Here is an 18,729-nt window from a genome sequence, read left to right on the forward strand (position 1 = left end):
ATTGGTGGTGATTAGTGGTTGGTTCATGGATAACAGCACCAAATATAGCGGTACTATTTGCCCATGCAATTTAATATTTTGATACGAAATATCGTACCAATTGGCCTATATTAAGTATAATACTGATATTCAACTATGATTGACGAAGCATAAATAATATGCCTTAAAAACGCACTGTATCAATACCGAACACTTGCTGTAACAGAAGCGTACGGTGCAATATGGTGTTTTTAATATAAGTTACTGAAATACAGTATTTTAATTTGTGGCATGTGTTTTTGTATTCAATTGTCAAATATTAATAAAACACAGTGGATAGAGTTATACAAAAACAGAAATGGAGCACTAAGCGCCTGATGACCATAGCCGGTATTGCGGGTGTAGTAGTTTTGGTTGCCGGCAGTATATTTTTTACATCGGGCAAAAGCAAATTGAACGTAGATACAGAGCGTATCACCGTAAGCGAAATTAAAAAAGGCGCCTTCCAGGAGTTTATTCCGGTTAACGGGGTTGTGTTACCACTTACTACCATATATCTTGACGCGATAGAAGGCGGACGCGTAGAAGAGAAGTATGTAGAAGATGGCGCCAGCCTTAAAAAGGGCGACCCGATCATCCGTTTATCAAATACCGATCTGGAATTGAGCCTTGCTAACCAGGAAACTGCTGTTTACGCAGCCCAAACCCAAATGCAGATCTCTCATAACAACGCGCAGCAAAACACCATCACCAAACTAAACCAAATGGCCGATGTGGATAACGCTTACAAAGAGGCCGAACGTGTTTACACCCTCGATAAAAAACTGTTAGACCAAAAAGCAATAGGCTTGCAGGAGTATAAAGCGGCAGAAAATGCTTACATCTACCAGTTAAGGCGCAAAAAACTAACCACGCAGATCTTAAAACAAGACACTACCCTAATACACCAGGAAGACGAGCAGGCGCGCGAGCAATATGCACACAACAAAAGCACCCTGCTTTTAATGCGCAAAAAAGTTGCCGACTTAACCGTTCGTTCCCCAATAGATGGCCAGTTAACATCAATGGATGCCGAGGTTGGCCAGAACAAAAATAAAGGCGAACATTTAGGGCAGATAGATGCACAGGGCGGCTTTAAAGTACAAGTTGATGTGGAAGAGCACTACCTATCAAGAATTTATAACGGCTTAATGGGCGATTTTGCCTTTGCGGGTAAAACATATAAGCTAACCATTAAAAAGGTATTTACACAGGTAACCAGCGGCCGTTTCAAGGTTGATATGCAGTTTGTTGGCGAAGTGCCTAAAGGCATCCGTAAGGGCCAAACCCTGCAGATCCGTTTAGCATTGAGCGACGAGACTACCGCTACATTGGTACCTAAAGGTGGTTTTTACCAGCAAACCGGCGGTAACTGGATCTTTAAAGTAAGCGAAGATGGTAAAACTGCTTATAAGACAGATATCGCCATAGGCCGCCAGAACCCTGATTATTACGAAGTGACCTCGGGCTTAAAACCCGGCGATAAGGTAATAACTTCAAGCTACGAGAACTATGGGGATATCCAGGAACTTGTACTCAAAAAGTAGCGTTACAGTGTAACCTTCTTAAACGGGATGCGTCTTGTATAAGAGGTATAACACAGATAAAACTTAATTAAAACATAAATCACAATTAAACAAAAAGGCAGCCGGGCGAAAGCCCGCTGCTGGGGAGGCCAAATGATTAAAATTACAAATCTTGAAAAGTTTTACCGTACCGAAGAGGTAGAAACCATTGCACTTAACAAGCTGTCGATGCATGTTGATACCGGCGAATTTGTGGCCATTATGGGCCCATCTGGTTGCGGTAAATCAACCTTGCTAAACATTTTGGGTATGCTTGATGACCCGGATGAAGGCAGCTATGTTTTCAACGAGATTGAAGTTGCGCATTTTAATGAGCGTAAACGTGCCGACCTGCGCAAGCACAACATTGGTTTCGTTTTCCAGAGCTTTAACCTTATAGACGAGCTTACTGTATTTGAAAACGTTGAATTGCCTTTGATCTATACCGGCGTACCAACTGCAGAGCGTGTTAAAAGGGTAGAAGAAGTGTTAGATAAAATGCAGATCATGCACCGCCGTAACCACTATCCGCAGCAGTTATCGGGTGGACAGCAGCAGCGTGTGGCTATTGCCCGTGCGGTTGTAAACAAACCAAAACTGATCCTTGCGGATGAGCCAACAGGTAACCTGGATAGCAGTAACGGTAACGATGTGATGGAACTGCTAACCGACCTGAACGAACAAGGTACTACCATTATAATGGTTACCCACTCCGAGCATGATGCCCGTTACAGCCACCGTATCATCCGCCTGTTGGATGGCCAAACTGTGATGGAAAACATCATGGTATAATACGCCCTATTTTTAGTTTAATTAATATAGTTAAGTGTGCCTCCTGCCTTACCTCTCCGCGCCCGAAACGCGGAGGGGTTTGCTTGAGAATTGCCCAATAATTGCCTTATCGAGCGGTAAAAGTTAACCCTAAACTTACGGTGCGAGTGGTAATAAATTACTTCAGTGTTTAACACTACCTATCATGTTTAAAAACTATATAAAAACCGCCTACCGTAGCCTTTATAAAAATAAAGGCTTTACAACTATTAATATATTGGGGCTTGCCTTAGGCTTGGCTACCTGCCTGCTTATTGTATTTTATGTTGTTGATGAGCTTAGCTATGACCGTTATAACACCAAGGCCAGCCGCATTTTCCGCGTAAACGAAGACCTTAAATTGGGCGAAAACAACGTGCAATATGCCGTTGCCATGCCGCCCTTGGCTAAAACCTTAAAGGCTGAATATCCTTACGTTGAAGATGCTACAAGGATAAAATCCGCCGGCACAACCCATGTTAAAAAAGGTAATATCAATATCGTAGAAAACAAGGTGGGTTTTGTTGATGCCAACATTTTCAATGTGTTTACCCTACCCATGATAAATGGCGATCCTAAAAACGCTTTGGCCGATCCTAATACCGTTGTACTTACCGAAAGCACCGCTAAAAAATATTTTAACACCGGAAATGCGGTTGGCAAGACCATTGTATTTAACGATAAACAAAACTTTAAGGTAACCGGTGTTATTAAAGACCTGCCCAAACAATCGCACTTTAATTTCGACTTTTTCGTATCGCTGGAATCGTTCCCTGACAGCCGCTCTAACGAATGGCTAAGGAGTGATTATAATACCTATGTATTGTTAAAAGACGCTAAAGACTACACAAAGCTGGCCGCCAGCTTTCCCGCGTTTTTGCAAAAGTTTAGCGGCGCGCAAATGCAATCTGAACTGGGGATGAGCGTTGCCCAGTTTGAAAAGGGCGGCAGCCATTTTAGAATGAATTTGACTGCGTTGACAGACATCCACCTAAACTCGAACCTGAGCGGCGAACTTGGGCCTAACAGCACCATGCAATACGTTTACATCTTTTCGGCCATCGCCATATTTATATTGCTGATAGCCTGTGTAAACTTCATGAACCTAAGCACCGCCCGTTCATCAAATCGTGCTAAAGAGGTAGGGGTGCGCAAGGTGATGGGTTCATCGCGCAAGCACCTTATTTTCCAGTTTTTGGCCGAATCTATACTTATTACTTTTGTAGCTACTGTTATTGCAACTATAGCGGCAGCTATATTGTTGCCGTCCTTCAACCGGTTATCCGGTAAAGAGATCGTCCTTACGGTTGATTCCCTTAAATGGTTAGTGCCATCTCTACTGGCTATTGTGTTGGTTATTGGTTCGTTAGCGGGCTCATACCCGGCATTCTTTCTATCAGCGTTTCAACCTATAGATGTATTGAAGGGCAAGCTATCCGCAGGTTTTAAAGGTGGTGGTTTACGCAGCTTTTTGGTGGTATTCCAATTTTTTGTGTCGATACTGTTGATCATCGGTACATTGGTTATTTACAATCAACTAAACTTTATTCAAACCAAAAACTTGGGTTATAACCGGAACCAGGTGCTTGTGGTGAAAAACCTGGGTGAGCTTAACCAGCAGGCAGGTGTATTCAAACAAGGCCTTGCCGAATTGCCGGGCGTGAAAGAAACCACCATGACAGGCTTTTTGCCTACCAACGGCTGGCGCAATACCCGTATCTATTTTAAGGATGCTACTTACGACCAAAAGAAATCTCTGTTTCCGCAAAGCTGGCAGGTTGATGCCGATTATATCCCAACCATGGATATGAAAATGGCAAAGGGGCGTAACTTCTCAAAAGCCATGCAGACAGATTCATCTGCCATTATCATCAACGAAGCTGCCGCGAAGTTCCTGGGCTTTGCCGACCCGATCAATAAAACCGTTTACCAATCATTAGGTGGCGACCGTAAAGGCAGTACACCAAATGTAAAGGAATGCCACATTGTGGGCGTTGTAAAGGATTTCCACTTTAACTCGCTGCGCGAAAAAATTGAACCAATTGTACTTACCTACGGCGAAAACCCCGGCGCATTAGCCATCCGCGTAAGTATATCAAACATTACCGGCCTAATGGCACAGGTAAAAGAAAAATGGAACAGCCTATCACCGGGTGTGCAGATCGACTACTCTTTTATGGATCAGGATTTTGAAGCGTCTTACCGCTCAGAACAACGCATCGGGCAGATCTTTGCCATATTCACATCGCTGGCTATCATCATTGCCTGCCTTGGTTTGTTTGGCCTGGCGGCCTATGCTGCCGAGCAACGCACCAAAGAAATAGGCATCCGCAAGGTATTAGGTGCTGATGTAAGCATTATAGTAGCGATGTTATCAAAAGATTTTATAAAGCTGGTGTGCATTGCCATTGTAACCGCGTCGCCGTTTGCGTGGTTTGTAATGAACAAGTGGCTACAGGATTTTGCCTACCGCGTAACTATCCACTGGTGGGTAATTGCCGCGGCAGGTTTGGGAGCGCTGGTCATCGCATTTGTAACTATCAGCTTTCAATCGGTTAAGGCCGCGCTGGCAAACCCGGTTAATAGTTTGAAGAATGAATAGTTTTTAGAGAACCAAGAAATAAGAGTCAAGAATCTAGACCATATAAATTGTAACGCATGTTTAAAAATTATTTAAAAGTTACCTGGCGTAACCTGTTAAAAAACAAAACGTTTACCGGGATAAATATTGCCGGCCTGGCGGTTGGTATGGCAAGCGCGGCGCTGATATTGTTTTGGGTGCAGAACGAAGTGAGTTACGATCAGTTCCACACCGGTAAAGATCGCTTGTTTCAAATGTACAACAAGTCGTTTTTTGATGGAAAAATGATTTGCTGGGGTACTACGCCAAAGCCAATGATGAAGGCCCTTAAGCAGGATTATCCGCAGGTAGAGCAGGCATCGCGCACCGACCGGGCTAATTATTTATTCTCTATCGGCGATAAACGTTTAACGCTGCAAGGCTTCCACGTCGACCCCGATTTTCTTACTATGTTCAGCTTCCCGCTGGTTAAAGGCAATAGCAAAAGTGCCCTTAACAGCATGAAAAATATTGTCATTACAGAGAAAGCCTCAAAGAAGTTATTTGGTGATGCCGATGCCATGGGTAAAACCATTAAGATAGATAGCGTAGATTATTTCACTGTGACCGGTGTGATGAAGGACCTGCCAAACAACACCCGTTTTGATTTTGAGTACCTGATGCCATGGAGCTATTGGGAAAAAATAAACGGCCACGAGGATAAGAACTGGGGCAATAATTCGGTACAAACTTATGTAATGTTAAAGCCGGGTGTTACCGAAGCTTACGCGGATAATCAGGTTAAAAACATCACCCGAACCCATTCAGAAATTAAGGATATCGATGTGTTTATGCACCCAATAACCAAGTGGCGGCTGTATTCGAAATTCGAGAATGGAAAGATTGTTGGCGGCCGTATCACCATTATTAGGTTGTTTAGCATTATTGCGGGTTTAATATTGCTGATAGCCTGTATCAACTTCATGAATCTGAGCACCGCCCGAAGCGAAAAACGCGCTAAAGAGGTGGGCATCCGTAAGGTTGTGGGCGCGTCAAAGGCAAGTCTTATCGCACAGTTCCTGGGCGAATCTATCATGATCTCCCTTATATCCGGCGCAGTTGCATTGGTGATACTAGAGGTTTCCCTGCCGTCTTTCAACCTCCTTACCGAAAAGCAATTATTTATCCCGTTTGCAAGCCCGGTATTCTGGCTTCTTGTATTCTCATTTATCCTATTTACGGGTATAGTGTCCGGTAGTTACCCTGCATTGTACCTTTCGTCGTTCGCGCCGGTAAAGGTATTAAAAGGGACTTTTAAAGCTGCCAAGGCTGTATTCTCTCCACGTAAGGTTTTGGTGGTGACGCAATTTTGGTTCGCTATCGTACTTATCATCTCCACCATTATCGTAAAGCAACAGTTAGATTACGCCCAAAACCGTGATACAGGTTATAAAAAAGATAACCTTGTGTACACCTTTATGTCGGGCACGGTTAGTAAAAACTACGCGCTTATCCGTAACGAACTGGTAACAAGCGGGGCCGCCACTGCAGTCACTAAAACCAGCGCGCCTATGACGGAGGGCTGGAGCGATACCTGGGATTACTCTTGGGAAGGTAAGCAGGAAGGGGCGAAGCTCGACTTCAATATGTTTAACGTTGATGCCGATTTTACCAAAACCATGAACCTTAAAATTGTGGCAGGCCGTGATATCGATATAAAAACTTACCCGTCAGATTCAACGGCAGTATTGTTGAACGAGGCCGCGGTAAAAACCATGGGCTTTAAAGACCGATAGGGCAGATCGTAAAAAACAGCGAAACCAAACTTAAAGTAGTTGGAGTGATCAAAGATTTTATCCTGCAATCGCCGTACGAGCCGGTTAGGCCAATGGTGATCCAGGGGCCTAAATCTTGGTTTCAGGTCATCCATTACAAACTTAACCCGCAGCATACCACCGCCGAAAACCTTAAACTGGCCGAAGGCGTTTTCAAAAAATACAATTCCGAATACCCGTTCGATTACCACTTTGTTGATGATGAATACAGCAAAAAATTCGCCGACGAACAACGCATAGGCACACTGGCAACCCTGTTTGCAGGCCTTACCATATTTATATCGTGCCTTGGCTTGTTTGGCCTGGCCACCTATATGGCCCAAAACCGCATCAAAGAAATTGGCGTGCGCAAGGTGTTGGGTGCTTCCGTAATGGGCGTTACCACCATGCTGTCGAAAGATTTTTTAACACTGGTTGGTATCTCGTTCCTGTTCGCAACTCCAACAGCCTGGTACCTGATGCATAAGTGGCTGCAAGGTTACTCGTACCGCGTAGAAATCAGCGTATGGGTGTTCGCTTCGGCAGCGTTTGTAACCACGCTTATATCTGTCATAACGGTTAGTTTCCAGGCGGTAAAGGCCGCCCTTACCAACCCGGTGAAAAGTTTACGGTCGGAGTAGAGATCATTAATTTAGTACTCAAGTTTAGGATTTAGTGTTTAGTTTTTAGAATTTAAAGATAAACGATTATGTTTAAAAATTATCTGAAAATCGCTCTTCGCAACCTGCAAAAGCAGAAGCTTTACAGCCTGATAAACATTACAGGGCTTGCCGTTGGTTTGGCCGTATGTATGATGATAATGCTGTACGTTACCCACGAGATGACGTATGACCGTTTCCATAAAGATGCTGAGCGGATCTATAAGCTACAGGCCAAAATAAAAATGGGCGGTAACACCATGAATATGGATTACATGAGCTATGCCGCGGGCCCTTTAGTAAAACAGGCACAGCCTGCTGTCGAAAGTTATATGCGCACGCTGGGATATTTCAAACCCGTTAGTGTAAATAATTTATTAACACCGGATACTAAGTTTATTGAAAAAAAGTTAGTTTTCGCCGACCCCGGATTCTTTAACTTTTTCTCATTTAAACTAAAATCCGGCAATAAAAAAACCGCACTGAACAATCCTTTTACGGTAGTGATATCGCAGGATATGGCAAAAAAGTATTTTGGTGATAGCAACCCGATAGGTAAAACATTAACGCTCCGCACAGATAGCGCCTACAACTACCAGGTTACCGGGGTGGCTGAAAACAACCCATCCAACTCTTCGATAGAATACAATTTTGTAGCATCGGCAAGTAGTATACTGGCAAGTAACGAAGGCAAGCTATACAGCGGCCAGCAAGAGTTGGGGCCGGGTTCTTTCGATTTATATCTATTAATAAGGGCTGGTGCCGATACCGCTAAATTAACGCGAAGCTTGCGGGCTATGATTAATAACAAAAAGGAAAAAGCTGATCATGGCTACGAAACCAGCTTTTCATTATCATCACTAACCAGTTTACATTTAAACAACAACTTTGGCGATTTCTCGAACCTTAAATATTTAAAAATCTTTCCATTAGTTGCCGTGCTGATCCTGTTATTGGCATTAGTGAACTATATGAGTTTAACTACAGCGCGCGCAACATTAAGGGCTAAAGAAATTGGCGTGCGCAAAGTATCTGGTGCCAGCCGTAACGCTATTGCAGCGCAATTTTATGTAGAGTCGGGATTGTTTACCTGCCTGTCGTTCCTATTAGGTTACGGATTATGTTATGCCTTTAAACCCTGGTTTTTAAATGTGCTGGAGCTTAAAATTGACAACTCATTTCTTTACAGCCCTTTGGTGTTAATCTTACTGGTTGGGTTATTAGCTCTAACCGCTTTAATTGCAGGCATTTATCCGTCGATTGTTTTGTCGGCCTTTAAGCCGGTAATAACTCTTAAGGGAAAAGTAAGCAGGCAAACCGGCGGTGTAATAGTACGCAGAGTGTTTACCACATTGCAGTTTAGTATTGCTATTGGTTTGATTATTTGTGGGATAGTAATTGACAGGCAGCTATATTATTTGAGGCATGCTGATACAGGCATTAACCGGGAAAATGTTGTAATGATACCGGTAGGAAAAAGCTTTGGCAGCAATTACCCGGCGTTTAACAAAGATGTGCGGTCACTAGCAGGTATTCAAAATGTTGCAACCTCTCATTATACCATGTTTGGGGGTTACGATATGTACTTTTTTGATGGAAGCAAACCCGGGGAAAGCAAGCCGCTGGCGGCTTTGTCGGTAGATGATATGTTTATTAAAACCTTAGGGTTAAAATGGAAATACGAACCCGCACCAAACACCAATCTTGCAGACCCTAAAAAAGTAGTCATAAACGAGGCGGCCATAGCCGGCCTTAAATTACCCCTTAATCCTATGGGTAGTTTTATCAAAAATGGCACCGAGCGTATTCAGATAGCCGGTGTGCTTAAAAACTTCAATTTCAGTTCTATGGAGAGTAAGATAGACGGGTTAGGATTATTTATCGCGGCAGATACTGCAAAAGCATGGAGCAGGGTAGGCTGTAACCTTTTCGCCCGTATCGACTCACATACCAATATCCCATCTATCATCAGCGCTATACAGGCCATCTACAAAAAGTACGACCAAGAAACACCGTTCAGCTACACGTTTATGGATGATGCCTTTGATAAGCAATACAAAGCTGAAGACAGGCTGGCATCTATATTCGGCACGTTTACCTACATCACTGTTTTACTGGCTACCCTTGGTTTGTTTGGCTTAGCAGCATTCACTATAGAGCAGCGCAACAAGGAGATTGGCATCCGCAAGATATTAGGCGCGAGTATGGCTACCATAACCACTTTACTATCAACAGACTTTATTAAATTGATCCTGCTCTCGGTTGTCATCGCATCGCCCATTGCGTGGTATGCTATGCATAACTGGTTGCAAAACTTCGCTTACCGTATTGCTGTGCCCTGGTGGGTATTTGTATTTGCTGGGGGGATAGCTTTAGTAACTGCCGTTGTAACCATTAGCTACCATGCCATAAAGGCCGCATTGGCTAACCCCGTAGATAGTTTACGAAGCGAATAAAGTTTAGAGACCGGTAATTAGAGAATAGGCCCAAATTGAAGTAACAAGATTAACCCCGATAGCTATCGGATAGTATTTTCAAAAAAGATATCATGATAAAAAACTATTTAAAAACCGCCTGGCGCAACATCACTCAAAACAAGTTTTACGCTACTATAAATGTGGCGGGTTTAACGGTGGGCCTTGTTGTAGGCCTGTTTATGCTGCTTTGGGTGCAGGATGAATTGAGCTTTGATAAAAACAACTCTAAAGCTAAAAATATCTATAAAGTAGGCATTGTGGGTGGTACAGGTATTAGCAAGCAGATCTTTAGCCACATCATTGCTCCGGTTGCTACATTTGCAAAAAGCGAAATCCCTGAGGTGAAAGATGCTGTGCGCATTATGCCGCTGGGCGATGCCCCGTTTAAATACAAAGACAAAGTTTTTTATGAAACCAACTTCGCTTTTACTGATCCATCGTACTTTACCGTATTTGATTTTAACCTGATAAAAGGCGACAAGCGCAATCCGTTCCCTGATAACAGTTCGATAGTGATCACCGAAAGTACCGCCAAAAAATATTTCGGTAATGAAGACCCGATTGGCAAGGTAGTACTAACAGGCCAGGACGAGCAGAATAAGGTAACCGGTGTAATTGCCGATTATCCTGCAACTTCAAGTTTCCAATACCATGTTTTAATGCCCATATCAAGGTTTAACGACCTGGCTTATGTGAAAAACAAAAAGAGCTACGATAACAAAACTATTGTATCATCTATGGATGCAGACTGGAGCCAGTTTGCTTTCGAAACTTACCTTTTGCTGAAAAACGATAATGTAAACACTGTTGCTTTAGAGAAAAAGCTCCAGGCTATCCACGAACGCCAAAACCCGGTTGATGCACCCGTGCCTTACCTAACCCAGCCGTTGTTAAAAATGCACCTCTACAAAGCTGATGGTACGGATGGCGGCATGTCTACCGTAAGTACATTTGCAATAGTGGCCTTAATGATCCTGATCATCGCATGCATCAATTACGTAAATCTTTCTACCGCACGCTCTATGCTGCGTGCCAAAGAAGTGAGCATGCGTAAGATAATAGGGGCGGGTAAGTTCCAGCTATTTATGCAGTTTATGGTAGAGACCGCCTTGCTGTTCGTAATAGCCTCCGTTTTTGCTTTTGTACTAATGGTCGTATTATTACCGCAATTTAACCAATTCTCGGGCAAGCAGATAGCATTAGATCTGTCAAATTACAACATTTGGCTTTGTATCATCTTAACCTTGATAGGTACACTTGCCGCGTCAAGCATCTATCCTGCATTACTGCTTTCTTCTTTTGAACCATTGAAAGCGTTGAAGGGGAAGATCTCGGTAAGTATCGGTAATGTAGCGTTCCGCAGGATCCTGGTAGTGTTGCAGTTCTCTGCATCCATCATTCTTATCATAGGCACCTTGGTAATAGGCAACCAGTTAAGGTTTATCCGCAACAAAAACTTGGGGTATGATAAAGAAAATGTGTTCTCGTTCAGCATGCGTAACGATATGCAAAAGAACTTTGATGTCGTAAAAACCGAACTGCTTAAAAACCCAGCGGTAATTTCTGTTACCCGTGCCGGGCGTGATATTATTACCGATGGCAGTTCTACCGGCGACAACGACTGGGATGGCAAGCCGGCAAACTCAAATATGTGGTTCAACCAGGTTTTTGCCGATAGAGATTTTATCCCGTTCTTTAAAATGAAGCTGGTATCAGGCAATAATTTCACCGGTTCGGTTGCAGATTCGGCACATTTTATTATTAATGAAACCGCTGTTAAAGAAATGGGGCTTACCAACCCTATAGGCAAACGCCTGCGCGTACAGGCGCGTAACGGTAGCATCATAGGTGTAGTAAAGGATTTTCACTTTAACACCATTCATAAAAAGATAGAGCCCGCGGTATTCCAATATCAGCCCAATTACTGCTGGAAGGTTTATGTAAAAACTACCGGCCGCGACGCGCAAAAAGCTATAGCCGCGGCACTTGCCTCGTGGAAGCAATACAATAACGAGGTACCTTTCAATTACGCTTTTTTGGATGAAACCTACAGTAAAATGTACACCATGGAGCAAAAGCAAGGCTCGTTATTTAATCTGTTCGCAACCATCGCCATTGTGATATCGTGCCTGGGCTTGTTCGGCCTGGCAACTTACTCGGCACAGGTAAAAACAAGGGAGATAGGCATCCGCAAGGTACTTGGCGCAAGCGTTGCCAAGATCATCAGCCTGCTGGCAACGGAGTTTATGGTACTTATCATCATCGCCATTGTGATAGCCATGCCGATAGCCTGGTTTGCCATGAATACCTGGCTGCAGGATTTTGCCTACAAAATTAACATCGGCTGGCTGGTGTTCCTTTTTGCCGGCGGCGGGGCATCGCTCATAGCGCTGGCAACAATCAGCATACAATCGGTTAAGGCCGCGCTGGCTAACCCGGTAAAAAGCCTGCGCAGTGAGTAAATTAATCAGTGATTGGAAGAATAAAAATTTCCTTTTAGCTTGTAAAATTTAAAAAATCATGTTGAAAACCCACTTCAAAATTGCCTGGCGAAGCATTAGCCGGAACAAAGTGTACACGGGTATAAATGTACTCGGTCTTTCGCTCGGCATCTGTGCTTGTTTAATTATTTATCTGATTACCAGCTTCGAATTAAGTTACGATACCTTTCATCCGGATAAGGAGCGTATCTACAGGGTTGTAGCTTCACTACGCAATGCCAGTGGGGTAGAGGATAGCGAGGCGGGCACTATTCCCGCTTTGCCAATAACCATGCGAAATGAATTAGCTGGGTTTGAAAGCGTAACTGCTTTTTACAACTATGCATTTAAAGTCACTATACCCTACGGCAAATCCCCAAAAAAATTTGAGGCTTCCCGGGAGATCTCTGATATCGTAATTACCGATCCACAATACTTTGATATTTTTAAATATAAATGGCTTGCAGGCAATGCGGCGACGGCCTTAAAAGAACCCTTTAAGGTTGTACTGTCTGAAAAAAAAGCGAAAATATACTTTGGCGATATTGACCCGCAAAGTATTATAGGTAGGGAGGTTATCTACCAAGATTCGCTGCACCTCACTGTATCGGGTATTGTAAAGGATCTGGGCAAGAACTCCGATTTCATTTTTAAGGATTTTATTTCATTTGCCACCATTCAGCAAAGCTTCTTAAAAAACCATCTCGACCTGCAGCGCTGGACCTTCTGGGATTCAAACTCGCAGGGTTATGTAAAGCTGGCAAAAGGCGTAACGCCTGCGCAGATGGTAAAAAAGTTCCCGGCTTTTGTAAAAGCCCATGTTAAAATACCGCCGGGCTTTAAAACCGAACTATTGCTCCAGCCGTTAGCCGATGTCCACTTTAATAGCGCATACCAGGATACTTATACACGCAAAGCGCATTTACCAACACTATATGGTTTAATGGGAATTGCCGCATTTATTTTGATAATCGCGGTTATCAATTTTGTAAACCTTTCTACCGCGCAATCGCTGCGCAGGGCGAAAGAGGTGGGAGTGCGCAAGGTATTGGGCAGTAGTAAATTAAGCCTCACCATTCAATTTTTAACAGAAACCTTTTTGGTTACCATAGCCGCGATATTGGTTTCGGTAATAATAGCCAACCCGGTAATTGCCGCTATGCAGAACCTGATACCACAGGGTGTTGCATTAAATTTGTTTGAACCATCGGTGCTTGTCTTTTTAATTGCGGTAACCATATTTACCGCCTTGCTGGCAGGTATTTACCCGGCAAGGGTATTATCGGCCTATTTACCGGCAATAAGCTTAAAGGGGCAGGGTGCGCAAATGCCAAACGGCAAAAACTACCTGCGCAAAACCCTTATTGTGTTTCAGTTTACGGTGTCGCTGGTGTTTATTATTGGCACGGTTGCCATTGGCCGCCAGATCCATTTTATTTTAAATAAGGACCTTGGGTTTAATAAAGATGCCATCATTACCACACATGTTGGCTGGAGCGGGGGCAACGATGAGCTTAATGTTTTTGCCGATAGGATTAAACAGCTATCGGGCGTGTTATTGGTTAGCCAGCATCGTGTAACACCAGCAGCATACGGGCACCCCGGCACCTATGTTAAATATAATGGTTCAAATGGCTTGGTTAAATTAGACCGCACATCATTTGAAACCTGCGACGAAAATTATGTGCCCCTATTTGGCTTGAAAATTATAGCCGGGCGCAATTTAATGCGCACTGATACCCTGCAGGAATTTTTAATAACCGAATCTTTTGCCAAGGCTTTAGGTTTTAGACACCCTGCAGATGCGTTAGGGAAAACCATCCTGACAGGTGTAGATGTAAAGGATTCGGAAAGGCCTATAGTAGGTGTGATAAAAGATTTCCACTCCGTATCATTACATGAAGCCATCGAACCGTTTTTTATGGGCTCGGTTAAGGATACTGAAAAAACCATCAGCATAAAGCTGGCAACAAAAGGTAAAAATGCCGATGACCTGAAAAAGGCTATTGCCCAAATTGAAAAAGCATCAAAAGAGATATATCCTAATGAAAAATTTGAGTACAAGTTTTTTGATGAACAAATAGCCGGGTTTTACGACAAGGAACAAAAAACTTCCCAACTAATGAGCATTGCAATGGGCATTGCCATATTTATATCGTGCATGGGCTTATTTGGCCTGGCCACTTTTACCGCGCAGCAGCGGGTTAAAGAAATTGGTGTACGCAAAGTTTTAGGGGCAAGCGCAGCCAACATTGTAGCAATGATGAGCAAGGATTTTATAAGCCTGGTTGTCATAGCCATTGTTATTGCCTCGCCCATTGCCTGGTATGCCATTTACAATTGGTTACAGGGCTTTGCCTATCGTGTTGATATCAGTTGGTGGATATTCCTTTTATCGGGGCTGTCTGCTGTAACCATAGCATTAGTTACCATCAGTTTTCAGTCGGTAAAGGCCGCCATGGCCAACCCGGTGAAAAGTTTAAGAAGCGAATAGGAGTATGATAGAATCAAGAGTCAAGATAAACGGTTTAGTCTTGACTCTTGTATCTTGGCTCTTGATTCTATTCGTCCAACTGTATCGTAACCGAACACGCACTGTTACAGATGCGTACGTATTGCCACATATGTAATTATGCTAATTAATTGATAATTAGATTATTATATATGTGGCATTTTATTTAAGTTTATACTGGTCAAACAGCATTGCCATGATCAGAAACTACTTTAAAATAGCATGGAGGAACTTGCAAAAACACAAAGCATTTTCTTTCATAAACATATTTGGCCTTGCCATGGGCATTGCCGCCTTTTGGTTAATTACCCTATACGTTACTGATGAGTGGAGCTATGATCGCTACAATACCAAAGCCGAACGGGTTTTTCGCGTAGCACAGCACGGGCAATGGAACGGTGGTAAGTTTGACCTGGCAATAACCTCGGCTCCCTACGCGCCTACGCTAAAATCGGAATTCCCGCAGGTGGTTGATGCCGTACGGATCGATGCTGAAGGTGGTGGCAAAATCACTTATGGCGATAAAACAATTACTGAAGGCAGCATGCTGCTTACCGACAATAGCATCTTTAATATATTTAGTTACCCATTTTTATATGGCGATGAAAAAAACGCACTGGCAAAATCGCAAACCATCGTATTAACCAAAACCCTGGCCGAGAACCTTTTTGGCGATGCATCGACAGCACTCAATAAAACCATCCAGGTAGAAGGGCAGCCTACAACAGTAACGGGAGTTATTGCCGATGTGCCGGTAAACTCGCACTTCACCTTTAAAGCTTTGCGTGCATTCCCCGCCGACCACATGAACGGTTACGGCGGCAACTGGGGTAACTCAAACCTGTACACTTACCTGCTGCTAAAAAATCACGACGATTATAAAGCCATTGAAGCTGCAGGAGGTGCGTTTTTCAACAAACACATCAAAAACGATCTTGGCCCAATGAAGTTTACCATGCAGTTGCAGCCGTTAACGGATATCCACCTGCGGTCTAACCTAAGCTACGAACTGGGCTCTAACGGCAATATCACGTATGTGTACGTGTTCAGCATTACCGCATTGTTGATACTTAGCATCGCTATCATTAACTATGTAAACCTTACTACCGCAAGGTCGTCCATCCGTGTTAAGGAAATTGGGGTGCGCAAAGTGATCGGATCTGACAGGAAACAACTGATGGTGATGTTTTTTGCCGAATGTATCCTGCTTACCTTTATCGCTACATTAATAGCGGCAGCAATCATCCATTTCGCGTTACCTTATTTTAACCAGCTATCCGGCAAAACACTTACCCTGCTTCAGTTTGGCGCGGTGAAAACTATCACGGCATTTGCTGGCTTTAGTTTGATAGCAGGTGTATTGAGCGGTATTTATCCGGCTTTGTTCCTGTCTGGATTTAAAACTATCTCGGCTATGAAGGGGCAGTTGGGCAACCAGCTCTCAACCATCCTGTTCAGGAAATCGTTAGTGGTGTTCCAGTTTGTGATCACCATAGTGATGATAGCCGGCTCATGCGTAATTTATCAGCAACTAAACTATTTCCAAAAGCGCGACCTGGGCTTTAACAAAGCACAAACATTAACCTTTCACATTAATAACCGCGAGGTACGCGGCAAGGTAGATGCCCTTAAACAACAGCTTTTACTAAACCCGGCCATTGAAGCGGTTGGTGTTGCCGGTAACCCGATAGGGAACAATAATATTGGCGGTGGCGATTTTAATCTTGGCCCGGATGGTAAAGCCACATCCGAATCTAAGATTGTGCAAAACCTGCAAATAGATGAGGATTTTATCCCCACCCTGCAAATTAAGATGGCGGGCGGCCGCAATTTTTCTAAAAATATAACCAGCGATGTTACCGATGCCATTTTGGTGAACGAAACTTTAGTAAAAGAACTGGGCTGGAAAGATGCCGTTGGTAAGCGCGTACGTACGGGTGTTAACCAGCAGGGCAAAGTGATAGAGCAAACCATTGTTGGTGTTGTAAAAGATTTTAACACCTATTCGTTACAGCACAAAATTGCACCTATGACCATGGAGTTTCCTGCCGAAGCAAAGGATAAAGACAATTTATACATCCGTATTGGCAGGGGCAACGTGCAGGCGTCGTTAAATTATATTTCTAAAGTGTACAGCACATTTGATATTGAGAACAAGGCCGAGTTCCATTTCCTCGACCAAAACTTTGCCGCCCAATATCAAACTGAAAAAAAACAGGGTACTATCCTGTTGATATTTACCATCCTGGCTATCAGCATTGCCTGCCTTGGGTTATTCGGTTTGGTAACGTTTACTGCCGAGCAAAGGGTAAAAGAGATAGGCATCCGCAAGGTACTCGGCGCCAGCGTTGCCAATATTGTAAGCTTACTAAGCACCGACCTGATGAAACTGGTGATCATCGCAACAATGATTGCCTGCCCTGTAGCCTGGTTTGCCATGGATAAATGGCTGCAGGATTTTGCTTACAAAATAAACATCAACTGGTGGGTTTTCCTGCTGGCCGGCGGCGGCGCTGCCCTTGTAGCATTGGCAACGGTTAGCGTACAAGCCACAAAAGCTGCACTAAATAATCCGGTAAAGAGCCTGAAAAGCGAGTAGGTTTTTATGGTTCATGGTTGATAGTTCATGGTTAATAGTAGGAAAAGGCTTTCACAAAAAAGTGTTAAAGACCATCTATTAAACTACTTCGTCTATGATCTATGAACCATCAACTATGAACTTTTCTCTCCCCCCCATGCAACCTATTAAATAAAAATGTGGTCTTATTATAAACTCAAACATATTATGAAAAAGTATTTCCTTTTAGTACTCATGGCAGCGCCGTTTTGCATTGCATCGGCACAGGATAGCAAAACGCCTTACTATACCCGGTCGTTAGCTAACGATGGCATTAAGCAAGTATTTGTAAACACCAGTGGCGGCAGTATATCTGTAACAGGCGGCACCGAGCAGCCACATGTGGATGTATATGTAGTTGGTAATAACAACCAGCAGCTTACCAAAGAAGAAATTAAAAAACGCCTCGAAGAAGATTATATCCTTGATATCGATATCCATGGCGGCGAACTGCACGCCGCAGCAAAAAGCCGCAGGAATAACATGAACTGGCGCAAATCGTTAAGTATTGGCTTTAAAGTTTATGTGAATGCTAACACAACTACAAACCTTAACACCAGCGGTGGTAGCCTGCATTTGAAAAACCTAATTGGCGATCAAAATTTTGAAACCAGCGGTGGCAGTATCTCTGCAACAGACCTAACCGGCATCATTAAAGGTGAAACAAGTGGCGGCAGCATCAACGTTGCGGGTTGTAAACCAAATATCGACCTGGAAACAAGCGGGGGCAGCGTTACAGCAAGCGATTGCAGCGGCAAGATCCGTTTAGAAACCAGCGGCGGTTCGTTAAACCTAACCGACCTTAAAGGCATTATAGATGCTAAAACCAGCGGCGGCAGCGTACGCGGCAGTAACATAGATGGTGAAATTATTACCGGCACAAGCGGCGGTAGCGTAAACCTGATGGGCATGAGCGGCAGCGTAGATGCATCAACAAGTGCGGGCAGCATGCATGTCCAAATGCTGCGTGTAGGTAAGTATGTTAAAATTGATGCTAACTCGGGCCATGTAGACCTGCAACTACCGGCAAGCCAGGGAGTGGATGTTGACCTGCGTGGCAACAACGTAAACTTTAGCATGAACGGCAAATTTGAAGGCAACAAAGAGAAAGAACGTGTTAACGGCAAACTTAATGGCGGCGGCGCACTGGTTGAAGTACGTGGTGATGGAACCGTTAATGTATCATCAAAATAAACACCCGATATGGTCATTAAAAA

Annotated in this window: 10 protein-coding genes; all 10 read left to right on the forward strand. The window is 43.6% G+C overall.

Annotated elements, in window-relative coordinates:
* The first annotated feature begins 311 nt into the window (after positions 1-311).
* On the forward strand, positions 312-1,565 hold the full coding sequence (locus ACVW0P_RS03625; RefSeq protein WP_354432024.1) for an efflux RND transporter periplasmic adaptor subunit: 1,254 nt from the start codon (positions 312-314) through the stop codon (positions 1,563-1,565).
* A gap of 132 nt (positions 1,566-1,697) precedes the next feature.
* Entirely contained in the window at positions 1,698-2,375 is a 678-nt protein-coding gene (locus tag ACVW0P_RS03630) for an ABC transporter ATP-binding protein (protein ID WP_457130869.1), read from the forward strand.
* A 184-nt stretch (positions 2,376-2,559) separates the two neighbouring features.
* Positions 2,560-4,995 (forward strand): ABC transporter permease, encoded by a 2,436-nt coding sequence (locus ACVW0P_RS03635; protein WP_457130870.1) that lies wholly within the window; start codon positions 2,560-2,562, stop codon positions 4,993-4,995.
* Positions 4,996-5,051: 56 nt separating this feature from the next.
* Positions 5,052-6,749, forward strand: a complete 1,698-nt coding sequence (locus tag ACVW0P_RS03640) for an ABC transporter permease (protein WP_457130871.1) — start codon at positions 5,052-5,054, stop codon at positions 6,747-6,749.
* Positions 6,750-6,793: 44 nt separating this feature from the next.
* A complete protein-coding gene (locus tag ACVW0P_RS03645) occupies positions 6,794-7,408 on the forward strand; it encodes an ABC transporter permease (RefSeq protein ID WP_457130872.1) in 615 nt (204 codons plus the stop codon).
* A 68-nt stretch (positions 7,409-7,476) separates the two neighbouring features.
* Positions 7,477-9,882 (forward strand): ABC transporter permease, encoded by a 2,406-nt coding sequence (locus ACVW0P_RS03650; protein WP_457130873.1) that lies wholly within the window; start codon positions 7,477-7,479, stop codon positions 9,880-9,882.
* Between the two features lie 92 nt (positions 9,883-9,974).
* The gene (locus ACVW0P_RS03655; RefSeq protein ID WP_457130874.1) at positions 9,975-12,365 is read left to right on the forward strand and encodes an ABC transporter permease; all 2,391 of its coding nucleotides are present in this window, start codon (positions 9,975-9,977) and stop codon (positions 12,363-12,365) included.
* 58 nt (positions 12,366-12,423) lie between these two features.
* On the forward strand, positions 12,424-14,877 hold the full coding sequence (locus ACVW0P_RS03660) for an ABC transporter permease (protein WP_457130875.1): 2,454 nt from the start codon (positions 12,424-12,426) through the stop codon (positions 14,875-14,877).
* A 214-nt stretch (positions 14,878-15,091) separates the two neighbouring features.
* Positions 15,092-17,494 (forward strand): ABC transporter permease, encoded by a 2,403-nt coding sequence (locus ACVW0P_RS03665; protein ID WP_457130876.1) that lies wholly within the window; start codon positions 15,092-15,094, stop codon positions 17,492-17,494.
* Between the two features lie 186 nt (positions 17,495-17,680).
* On the forward strand, positions 17,681-18,706 hold the full coding sequence (locus tag ACVW0P_RS03670) for a DUF4097 family beta strand repeat-containing protein (RefSeq protein ID WP_457130877.1): 1,026 nt from the start codon (positions 17,681-17,683) through the stop codon (positions 18,704-18,706).
* The last annotated feature ends 23 nt before the right edge of the window (positions 18,707-18,729 follow it).

Source organism: Mucilaginibacter sp. UYNi724 (genome assembly GCF_054057495.1).

Bases quoted from the DNA above. Each gene is read 5' to 3' on its own strand.
- ACVW0P_RS03630 (WP_457130869.1), top strand. From the start codon at position 1,698: ATGATTAAAATTACAAATCTTGAAAAGTTTTACCGTACCGAAGAGGTA.
- ACVW0P_RS03635 (WP_457130870.1), top strand. From the start codon at position 2,560: ATGTTTAAAAACTATATAAAAACCGCCTACCGTAGCCTTTATAAAAAT.
- ACVW0P_RS03640 (WP_457130871.1), top strand. From the start codon at position 5,052: ATGTTTAAAAATTATTTAAAAGTTACCTGGCGTAACCTGTTAAAAAAC.
- ACVW0P_RS03650 (WP_457130873.1), top strand. From the start codon at position 7,477: ATGTTTAAAAATTATCTGAAAATCGCTCTTCGCAACCTGCAAAAGCAG.
- ACVW0P_RS03655 (WP_457130874.1), top strand. From the start codon at position 9,975: ATGATAAAAAACTATTTAAAAACCGCCTGGCGCAACATCACTCAAAAC.
- ACVW0P_RS03660 (WP_457130875.1), top strand. From the start codon at position 12,424: ATGTTGAAAACCCACTTCAAAATTGCCTGGCGAAGCATTAGCCGGAAC.
- ACVW0P_RS03665 (WP_457130876.1), top strand. From the start codon at position 15,092: ATGATCAGAAACTACTTTAAAATAGCATGGAGGAACTTGCAAAAACAC.
- ACVW0P_RS03670 (WP_457130877.1), top strand. From the start codon at position 17,681: ATGAAAAAGTATTTCCTTTTAGTACTCATGGCAGCGCCGTTTTGCATT.